At 53.7% G+C, this 1075-nt stretch carries 1 protein-coding gene; it reads right to left on the bottom strand.

The window, feature by feature from the left end; genetic code table 11:
• Window positions 1-271: 271 nt before the first annotated feature.
• On the bottom strand, window positions 272-1006 hold the full coding sequence (locus AC0L16_RS33450) for a gamma-glutamyl-gamma-aminobutyrate hydrolase family protein (RefSeq protein ID WP_473625793.1): 735 nt from the start codon (window positions 1004-1006) through the stop codon (window positions 272-274).
• Between the last annotated feature and the right edge of the window lie 69 nt (window positions 1007-1075).

Below are 1075 nucleotides of genomic sequence, written 5' to 3'. Positions count from 1 at the left end.
GAGCAACGAGATTGTCTGCCGTGTGGCCGCGGGCATTGCACTTGCTGGGTAGCCGCTAACGAAGTTGGCGAGTTCAGTTAGCGCGCGCACTTTCGCCCTCCAATAGACTAGATTTCTTTGGCGTGAAATTGCGTCACACAGGGACGCTTAAGGTTGTACTTGGACGGCGTTGCACATGTTCGCGTTCGCCGCCAGTGTTGTGTGCTAGGGCAAGGTCTGCTGCGTAGGGGAATTGCGTAGGACAGTGCACACGCGTGCTGGGTCGCACACGTCATGCTGGTCCTCCATCAGTCAAACTGCACGCCTTTGCAAAATTATCGATCAAACTACGACACGCAGGTTCACTCTCGTACATCCATTCTGGATGCCACTGTATGCCGATCACAAAGGGCCGCCCGGGTGACTCAATAGCCTCCACGACTCCATCGTTGGCACTCGCGGAAACCACGAATTCAGGAGCCAGTCCTTTGATAGCTTGGTGATGGTAGCTATTCACCCGGAATGAAGATGCTTGCTCACCACAGACCCGCCACAGGAGCGAATTGCGGTCTATTTGGACCTCGTGAACCATTTGATCTAAAGGTGTGCCGTCGCGATGATCCAGCACATCTGTAAGTTCATCAAGAGTATGAGGATAGATCGTGCCTCCGGCTACGACGTTCAGAAGCTGCATCCCCCGACAGACGCCAAGAATAGGCATAGAACGATTGAGCGCTGATCGGGCAAGCGCAAATTCGAATTTATCGCGCTCTGGGACAATTCGATGAACCGCCGCATGCGGAGCTGCGCCGTAAAGCTCCGTCGGAAAATCTGTGCCACCCGTAAGTATGAGACCGGAAATGCGGTCGAGTACCGCGCTCACGTCATCTGCTTCGACATAGGGCAAAATGATTGGAATTGCCCCGGCTTTTGCGAGTGCGCTTACATATTGCTTGTCACAGATGTAGTTTTGCTTCTCCAGGTCGAATTCGCTAACGACACCTATAATCGGTTGGATGTTTGCCATGGTGGATCGCCCTCAATTACGCGAGAAGAGCTTGCGTTGCATGGTGGTTAGGCGCTCTGGGCCCTGTTC

This window comes from Mesorhizobium sp. WSM4848 (genome assembly GCF_055811375.1).
Note: the sequence above shows the minus strand (reverse complement) of the source record. Positions and strands in the feature narration are given on the sequence as shown.